Here is an 8465-nt window from a genome sequence, read left to right as displayed (position 1 = left end):
CACAAATTTGACGACGAAATGTCGCAAATTCATGTCGCATTTGTGAAAGGTTTAAAGCGATCTGCTGTGCTAGTCAAAACTTTGTTAATTCTGACTGCAACGACTCAAAGACTACTATGACGCAGACACCACAAGGCACGCGACCTGGAAGGAAGCGCGCACTTGCAGAAATTTTGAGGTGCTTGGAGAGGCGGCCTGGGTAAGGCCGCCGAATCTTCAGCGAGTTGTTGCCAGTTCTTGTTGGACGCTGGCGACAGTGCGAGGCCAAGGTTTACCAGCCTGAACCTTCGCTGGCAAGGCCTTGATGGCAGAAACGGCCGCATCACGATTGGCGAAGTTGCCATAAGTGATCACGTAAAGCGGCTTGCCGTTGAGGACTTTCTTGAAATAACGGTACTCGCCGCCCTGCTCCTTGACGAAGTTTTGCGCGGCAGTTTCCGAGCTGGTGCCGAGGATCTGCACCACGTAGTTACCGGTCGGCTGACCGGCGTACCAGCTGCCACCGGCGGCTTTGGCCACGGTGACCGGCTTCTCGGCAGGCTTGGCAGCAGCGGTTGGCTTGGCCGGCGCTGGAGCCGGTTTTGCTGCAGGCGCTGCCGGAGCAGGCTTGGCGGTAGCAATTTGGGTTGGCGCTGGCGTCGGCTTCGCGGCCGGGGCTGGAGCCGGTGTTGGCGCAGGGCCAGCCGGAACGCCTGCCGGAGGTGCGGAAGTGGTGACGGTCGGCGGTGTGGCGCTGGAGCCTTCGACCGGCACGCCGTCGTCGCCTTCGGTGATGCCTCCGGCCGCTTCAGCCAACGGGCCACGCATGACCGGTTGCGAGTTGCCGACCAGCGGCAGCGGCATCGGTTGGGTATTGCCGGCGAACTCGACGGAAGGATTAGCCCCGTTCGCCCCGCCCTGACCCAATGGCAACTGCGCCTGTTCATTGGCAGGAGCGCCGGTAGTTGGTGTCTTGTTGCGACCCGGCATCAGCCAGGCGGCGGCGACCGCAACCACAACGACGGCAGAAATCGCCAATACGTGTTTCTTCGGCATGTTGAACCCCATACTTGGACGCTTGACCGCAGAGCGGCTGGCAATCATGACTTCGATCAGTGCATCGCGAGCGACCTGGTTGATGTTGCCTGGCCAACCCTCGGCGCTTTCGTGAATATCAGAGATCTGATCCGCGGTGAAAAGTTCGACACCACGGCCTGCACCTTCGAGCCGTTGGTCGAGATACTCACGGGTCTCTTCTTCGGTGTACGGCTGCAGTTCGATGACGTGGAAACGCTCTTCCTCAAGGTGCAAAGCCTCGAGTTGCGCGATCAGCGACGACTCACCAAACAGGAATACGTGCGGGCGACCTTCCGGTGCGCCGGCACCCAGCGCCATCAGCGCTTCGAGGGCGGATTCGTCGAGTTGTTCGGCGTCATCCACCAGCAGATAGACTTCCTGACCGGTCAGCGCGAGTTGCACCACCTGATCCAGAATCGCGCCCACTTCGGCCTGAGCGACGTTCAGCGCCTGGGCAACCTGACGCAGCACACCGGCCGCATCACCGGCGCCACGGGCGGAAACCACCACGCTCTGTACCGATTGCTTATTGGTGCTGGCGACCAGTGCCTGACGCAGCAAGGTCTTGCCGCTGCCTTGCGGGCCAGTCACGACCAGCAGCAACTGGCTGTAACGCGCCAGATGATGCAGCTGACCCAGCACTGGTTTGCGCTGAGCCGGGAAAAATTTAAAACCCGGCACTCGTGGCGCGAAGGGGTCGTGGCTTAACTGGAAATGGCCGAGGAACGCCTCGTCGGCATGCAAACTAGTCATTGGAATCTTTTCAACCTTTAAGCTGAGCCAGGGCGCGGTAATCCGCTCCCAGCGTGGCCTGTAGAACCTCTTTCGGATAATCGGCGGTCACTACCGCTTCGCCCATCCGGCGCAGCAGCACCAGGCGCAGACGACCGTCGATCACTTTTTTGTCGATTGCCATGTGTTCAAGAAAATCGGCTTCGGCCATTTCTGTCGGCGGCACCACCGGCAGACCGGCGCGCTGGAACAGACGAATGCCGCGATTACGTTCCGCTTCGCTGATCCAGCCCAGACGCGCGGACATTTCCAGCGCCATCACCGTGCCAGCTGCGACGGCCTCACCATGCAACCAGACACCATAGCCCATGTGGGTCTCGATGGCGTGACCGAAGGTGTGGCCGAGATTGAGGGTGGCGCGCACGCCGGTTTCTTTCTCGTCGGCGCCGACCACCGCAGCCTTGGCCGCGCAGGAACGCTCGATGGCGTAAGTCAGAGCTTTTTGATCCAGCGCACGCAGGGCGTCGACGTTGTCTTCGAGCCAGCCGAGGAACGGCTCGTCGCAAATCAGCCCGTACTTGATGACCTCTGCCAGACCGGCGGACAGTTCACGCTCGGGCAGGGTTTTCAGCGAGGCGGTATCGATCAGCACCACGTTCGGCTGATAGAACGCGCCGACCATGTTCTTGCCCAGCGGATGGTTGATACCGGTTTTGCCGCCCACCGACGAATCGACCTGGGACAGCAGGGTCGTCGGGATCTGAATGAAGTCGACGCCGCGCTGATAGCAGGCGGCGGCGAAACCGGCCATGTCGCCGATCACACCGCCGCCGAGGGCGATCACGGTGGTGCGGCGGTCATGACGCGCGGTCAGCAGACCGTCGAAGATCAGTTGCAGGGTTTCCCAGTTCTTGAAGGCTTCGCCGTCCGGTAGCACCACGGAGATCACCGAGAACTGCGCGAGGCTGCGGGTCAGACGTTCGAGATAGAGCGGCGCAACGGTCTCGTTGGAGATGATTGCCACCTGCCGCCCATGGATATGCGGCACCAGCAACTCGGGCTGATCCAACAAACCTTCGCCAATATGAATCGGGTAGCTGCGCTCGCCTAGATCGACCTTGAGTGTCTGCATGTGTCCCCACAGTGAAGATGGAAGCAGGCATCCTGCCCTGAATTATTGGTTATCTGCGGCCTATAGCGGGTATGACGCCGCACGCCCGCCAGCCGCCACAACCGCGACGGGTTGTGACAGGACGCCGAGGATAGCGCATTTCGAGCGATGCTTTAACGGGGAGGAAGCTGCGCCAGACGCTCGAGAATGTCGAGCACTACCATGCGCGGCGGCCGTTCGTCGGTTTCCACCACCAGATCGGCGATTTCCCGATACAGCGGATCACGGATCGCCAGCAAATCGCGCAGGGTTTTCTCGGGATTGGCGGTGCGCAGCAACGGCCGATTGCGGTCGCGCGAGGTGCGGCCGACCTGCTGTTCGACGGAGGCGTGCAAATAGACCACGCGCCCGCCCTCATGCAGAGCCTTGCGATTGGCATCACGCATCACCGCGCCGCCGCCGGTCGCCAGCACCACGCCATCGAACTCGCACAGCTCGGCGATCATCGCCTGCTCACGGTCACGAAAGCCGGGCTCGCCTTCCTTATCGAAGATCCACGGGATATTGGCGCCCGTGCGCAGTTCAATTTCCTTGTCGGAATCTTTGAACGGCAGGCGCAGCTCTTTGGCCAGCAACCGGCCGATGGTGCTTTTACCAGCGCCCATCGGTCCTACAAGAATCAAATTTCGCACAGAATCAACGACTCACAGCAATCGCCTGGTTATTCATGATACGCGGAGTGAGAAATACCAGCAGCTCGGATTTTTTCTCCGAAACCACATCACGCCGGAAAAGGCGGCCAAGATACGGCACATCGCCAAGAAATGGCACCTTATCTACGACCTTGCTTTGAGTATTTGAGAAAACACCACCAATCACGATGGTTTCGCCGTCGTTGACCAGCACCTTGGCGTTGACCTCGTTTTTCTTGATCGGCGGCACATCCTGCACTTTGTTCAGGTAGTCCGGCTCATCCTTGGTGACCTTGACCTCCATGATGATGCGGTTATCCGGGGTGATCTGCGGCGTCACTTCCAGCGACAAAGACGCCTCTTTGAACGACACCGAAGTCGCGCCGCTGGAGCTGGCTTCCTGATACGGAATCTCGGTGCCTTTGAGGATCTTCGCGGTCTCCTTGTCGGAGGTGACCACTTTCGGTTGCGAAACGATTTCACCGTTGCCGGTCTTTTCCATCGCCGTCAGTTCGAGATCGAGCAAGACATTGTCAGTAATAAAGGCGATGCCGATCCCCGAGGTATTGCCGACCGTGCCCATATCGACGAACGGCGAGTTGGTGCTGGTGCTGCCCGGCGTGCCGATGGTGGTCGATGAACCGTTAACCCCGGAGGCGTTCCAGTTGCCCTTGTTCTGGATTGAACCGCCCCAGCGCACGCCGAGGCTTTTGTCGTAATCGACGTTGGCCTCAACGATTCGCGCCTCGATCATCACCTGACGCACCGGAATATCCAGTTGCGCCACGATCCGTCGCAGCTCGTCGAGGCGATCCTGGGTCTGGTAGGCAATGATGTTGTTGGTGCGCTCATCGACGGTGATCGAACCGCGCTCATCGATTTTCGCCTCGGCGCTGGTCACCGACTGGAACAGCTTGGCGATGTCTGCTGCCTTGGCGTAATTCACTTGCAGCAACTCACGACGCAGCGGCGCCAGTTCGGCGATCTGCTTCTGCGACTCCAGTTCCTGGCGTTCCCGGGCGGCGATTTCATCGGCGGGCGCGACCAGCAGCACGTTGCCGATTTTGCGTTTATCCAGCCCTTTGGTTTTCAGCACCAGATCCAGCGCCTGATCCCAAGGCACGTTTTGCAGGCGCAAGGTAATGCCGCCCTGCACCGTGTCACTGGCGACCAGATTGAGGTTGGTGAAATCGGCGATCAGTTGCAGCACCGAGCGCACGTCGATGTCCTGGAAATTCAGCGAGAGCTTTTCGCCGACGTACGCCTGGCGGTCAGCATTGCGCTTTTGCAGATCGTCGACGGTCATCGGCCGGACGCTGACGGTCAGCTTGTTATCGGTCTGGAAAGTTGAATAGTCGTAAGTGCCGCCGGGCTCGACGGTGATGATCGCGCGATCGCCGCTGACGCTGGAATTGACAAACTGCACAGGGGTGGCGAAATCCTTGACGTCGAGGCGTACGCGCAGCTTTTCCGGCAACTGCGTGCGGGCGAAGCTGAGGATGATTTTGCCGTCATGCTCCTGAATATCCGGGGCGATGGTCGGGTCGGACAAATCAATGACCACATTGCCTTCACCCGCCGTACCGCGTTGAAAGTCGACGCCGCGAATGGCTTTGGTTTTTGCGACATAAGGTTTTATCGGTACAGCAACAGGCGTAATGCGCGGCGCGGCAACGGGACGCGGTGCTGCGGCCGGGGCACCTTGCCCCACCACCACGAACAAATTATTGCCCTCGACCCGCGTGTCATATGGCGCCAGTTGCGTCAGGCTGACGATCAGTCGCGTGCGATCCTTGGCCTCAACCACCGTCGCCGTGCGCGCATTACCGCTGCCTAGATCGAGATTCTTGCTGGCCAACTGGCTGGCAACCCCGGGCAAGTCCAGGGCAATCCGCGCCGGCGATTCAGTGGTATAGCCCTTGGGCTGCGGTGGCGGGCCGTCGAACGACAGCTTCAGCTCGACGCGGTCACCCGGCAAGGCCGCCACGTCCAGCGTCTTCAGATTGGCCGCAATAACCATCGGTGACAACAACGCTATCCATAGCGAAAAACCGAGGGTGGAGAAAATCCTGTTCATTGTTCGACTTCCACTATGAGTGCTCTTTCAAAGGAATGGTGCGCGGACGTTCCAGCCAGGCCCCTTCGCCATCGGGAACGATCTCGACCACATCGACCTGGGTGGCGCTGATCGAGACGATGCGTCCGTCATTGCGCCCCAGGTAGTCGCCGACCTTCATCCGGTGCACGCCGCCGGCTCCGCGCAACAGCGCGAAAGAGCCGCCGGCGTTGGAGATGGTGCCGACCATTTCAAACTGCTCGATGTTGAAACCTTCGAGGTATTGCTTGACCCGATTGGGGTCGGGTTTGACGTTGCGCGAACCATGTTTTTGCCCGGCCAGATCGACGCGCACCTGACGCGAGAACGGGCTGCGCAGGTTGGCGGCGCTGTAAGTGAATGTGGGGTAAGACCGGAATGTCGGGGTTGGTTCAATTTTGCCCGGCGGGCGCAGCCGCACTTCATTCATGTAGGCATCAAGGTCGCTGAAGTCATTGCCGCCACCACAACCATTGAGCGCGAGCAGTGCCATCGACAGGGCCAAATAGCGTGGCGGGCTCATTTTTGCAGCCCCTTGTCGTTATAGCGGTACGTCTTGGCGAGGATGTTCATGCGCAGCTTCGTCCCGCCTTCGGGATTGGCTGGCGCCAGTTCGAAATCATGCAGGGTGACGATGCGCGGCAACCCGGCGACGCCGCTGACGAAAGTCGCGAGATCGTGATAGGCGCCAGTCACGGTGATCTGGATCGGCAACTCGATGTAGAACTGCTGGGTGACCTCCGGCAGCAATTTGATCTCTTCAAATTCCAGACCGCTGCCCAGACCGGTGCGGGTGATGTCTTCGAGCAGGCCCGGCACTTCGGTGTCGCTGGGCAACTGCCGCAACAGCAGGCCGAAGGAGTTTTCCATCTCCTTCATCTGTTGGGTGTACAGCTCTAGATTGGCCGAGACGTGCGCCTTGCTGGCGAACTGCTCCTTGAGCGTGGCTTCTTCTTCGCGCTTGAGTTCGAGTTGGTCTTGCATGTCGCTGATGAAAAAGTTGTAGCCCAGCGCGAGCACCAGAATCATCAGCAATGCGCCGGCCATGGCTTTTACCGCTGCCGGCCATGAACCAATGTTGCTGGTGTCGAGATCGTTGAAGTCGATGTTGCGCAGGCTCTCCAGCCATTCGGACGGCTTCATGGCTCGTCCTCCGTCGTCTTCGGCTGCGTCTGACGAACGGTCAACTGAAAAACGTTGGCCTGTTCCACCTGATCGGCGGACGTCGCTTTGACTTCATTAAGGCTCGGCGCATCGAACCAGTCGGAGGCGTCAAGATTGCGCATCAACTCGGAGACACGGTTGTTCGACTCCGCCGCGCCACTGATGGACAGGGTTTTGCCGAGCATTTTCACTTGGGTGAAATACACGCCGTCGGGCAGTGTCCGCGCCAGTTGATCGAAGATCCGCCCGCTGACCTGCCGGTTGCCCTGCAAGTCCTGGATGATGCGCATGCGTTCGACCAGTTGCTGGCGATGGGCCTTGAGTTCACTGATCTGCTTGATCCGTTCGTCGACCACGGCAATTTGTTTGCCGATGTAATCGTTGCGCGCCACTTGTCGATCGATCGCCGCGCTGATCACCTGATCAGCGATAAACACCGCGCCCACCGAACCGACGATGACGCCGGTCAGCGCCAGCAGGAAGCGTTTGCGCCGCTCTTCACGGCGCTCCTCGCGCCACGGTAAAAGGTTGATCCGCGCCATCAGTCAAAACTCCTGAGCGCGAGCCCGCAGGCAATCATCAGGGCCGGCGCATCACTGGCCAGGGCGCCAGCGTTGACCTTGCTGCTCAGGGACATATCGGAAAACGGATTGGCCACTTGCGTCGGCGTATTCAAGCGCTGTTCGATCAGGCGATCGAGCCCCGGCACCGACGCCGTGCCGCCGGCCAGCAGAATGTGATCGACGGCGTTGTACTGCCCGGAGGCGAAGAAGAACTGCAGCGAGCGCGAGACCTGCTGCACCAGCGCTTCGCGAAACGGCTGCAGGACTTCGCTGACATAGTCGTCGGGCAAGCCGCCCTGCTTTTTCGCCAGCCCCGCCTGTTCGACGGTCAGGCCGTATCGGCGCTGGATTTCCTCAGTCAGCTGCCGCCCGCCGAACAGTTGCTCGCGGGTATAAATGATTTTGCCGTTGTGCAAAACGCTGAGGGTGGTCATGGTCGCGCCGATGTCGACCACTGCCACAGTGAGGCGCTCTTGCGAGGCGGCGAGTTGCGTGGAGAGCAGGCCGAACGAGCGCTCCAGCGCATAGGCTTCGACGTCCACCACCCGCGCGGTGAGCCCGGCGAGGGCCAGCGCCGCTTCGCGGACTTCGACGTTTTCCTTGCGACAGGCGGCCAGCAACACGTTGACCCGTTCTGGATTGCGCGGCGAAACGCCCTGGACTTCGAAATCGATGGCGACTTCATCCAAGGGATAGGGAATGTATTGGTCGGCTTCGATTTTGAGCTGGTTTTCCAGTTCGTCGTCGGAAAGTCCGGCGTCCATCTCGATGACTTTGGTGATTACCGCTGATCCGGCCACCGCCACCGCCACGCTCTTGAGCCCGGTGCGCGCCTTGACCAACACCCGGCTGAGGGCTTGGCCCACGCCTTCAAGCTCGGCGATGTTCTTTTCGACCACGGCATTCGCCGGCAACGGCTCTACCGCGTACGCCTCGACCCGGTAGCGATCGCCCTGACGGCTCAGCTCCAGCAGTTTTACCGAGGTGGAGCTGATGTCGATCCCCAGTAACGTATTGGTCTTTTTATTGAAGAGTCCTAGCACTACCAATTC

At 60.1% G+C, this 8465-nt stretch carries 8 protein-coding genes; all 8 read right to left on the bottom strand.

What is annotated here, in order from left to right; translation table 11 throughout:
• Positions 1 to 216 precede the first annotated feature (216 nt).
• Positions 217 to 1809: an AAA family ATPase gene (locus ACIP66_RS15640; protein WP_400649033.1), complete on the bottom strand. Its 1593-nt coding sequence runs from the start codon at positions 1807 to 1809 to the stop codon at positions 217 to 219.
• Positions 1810 to 1819: 10 nt separating this feature from the next.
• Positions 1820 to 2920 (bottom strand): 3-dehydroquinate synthase, encoded by a 1101-nt coding sequence (gene aroB / locus ACIP66_RS15635; protein ID WP_400649032.1) that lies wholly within the window; start codon positions 2918 to 2920, stop codon positions 1820 to 1822.
• Positions 2921 to 3072: 152 nt separating this feature from the next.
• Positions 3073 to 3591, bottom strand: coding sequence for a shikimate kinase AroK (aroK, locus tag ACIP66_RS15630; RefSeq protein ID WP_053116652.1), 519 nt, complete (start codon positions 3589 to 3591; stop codon positions 3073 to 3075).
• A 4-nt stretch (positions 3592 to 3595) separates the two neighbouring features.
• Positions 3596 to 5668, bottom strand: coding sequence for a type IV pilus secretin PilQ (pilQ, locus tag ACIP66_RS15625; RefSeq protein ID WP_400649030.1), 2073 nt, complete (start codon positions 5666 to 5668; stop codon positions 3596 to 3598).
• Positions 5669 to 5681: 13 nt separating this feature from the next.
• Positions 5682 to 6209, bottom strand: coding sequence for a pilus assembly protein PilP (locus ACIP66_RS15620; protein WP_212549926.1), 528 nt, complete (start codon positions 6207 to 6209; stop codon positions 5682 to 5684).
• Positions 6206 to 6829, bottom strand: coding sequence for a type 4a pilus biogenesis protein PilO (pilO, locus tag ACIP66_RS15615; RefSeq protein WP_400649029.1), 624 nt, complete (start codon positions 6827 to 6829; stop codon positions 6206 to 6208). The genes ACIP66_RS15620 and pilO overlap by 4 nt, the downstream gene beginning before the upstream one ends.
• Positions 6826 to 7392, bottom strand: a complete 567-nt coding sequence (locus ACIP66_RS15610; RefSeq protein WP_053116648.1) for a PilN domain-containing protein — start codon at positions 7390 to 7392, stop codon at positions 6826 to 6828. The genes pilO and ACIP66_RS15610 overlap by 4 nt, the downstream gene beginning before the upstream one ends.
• The gene (locus ACIP66_RS15605) at positions 7392 to 8456 is read right to left on the bottom strand and encodes a pilus assembly protein PilM (protein ID WP_053116647.1); all 1065 of its coding nucleotides are present in this window, start codon (positions 8454 to 8456) and stop codon (positions 7392 to 7394) included. Before ACIP66_RS15605 ends, ACIP66_RS15610 begins: the two co-directional genes overlap by 1 nt.
• Positions 8457 to 8465 lie beyond the last annotated feature (9 nt).

Origin of the sequence: Pseudomonas sp. NPDC088429 (genome assembly GCF_044753305.1) — a bacterium.
Taxonomy (GTDB): Bacteria; Pseudomonadota; Gammaproteobacteria; order Pseudomonadales; family Pseudomonadaceae; genus Aquipseudomonas; species Aquipseudomonas rustica.
The sequence above is the reverse complement of the archived record's forward strand: the minus strand, read 5'-3'. Positions and strand labels throughout refer to the sequence as shown.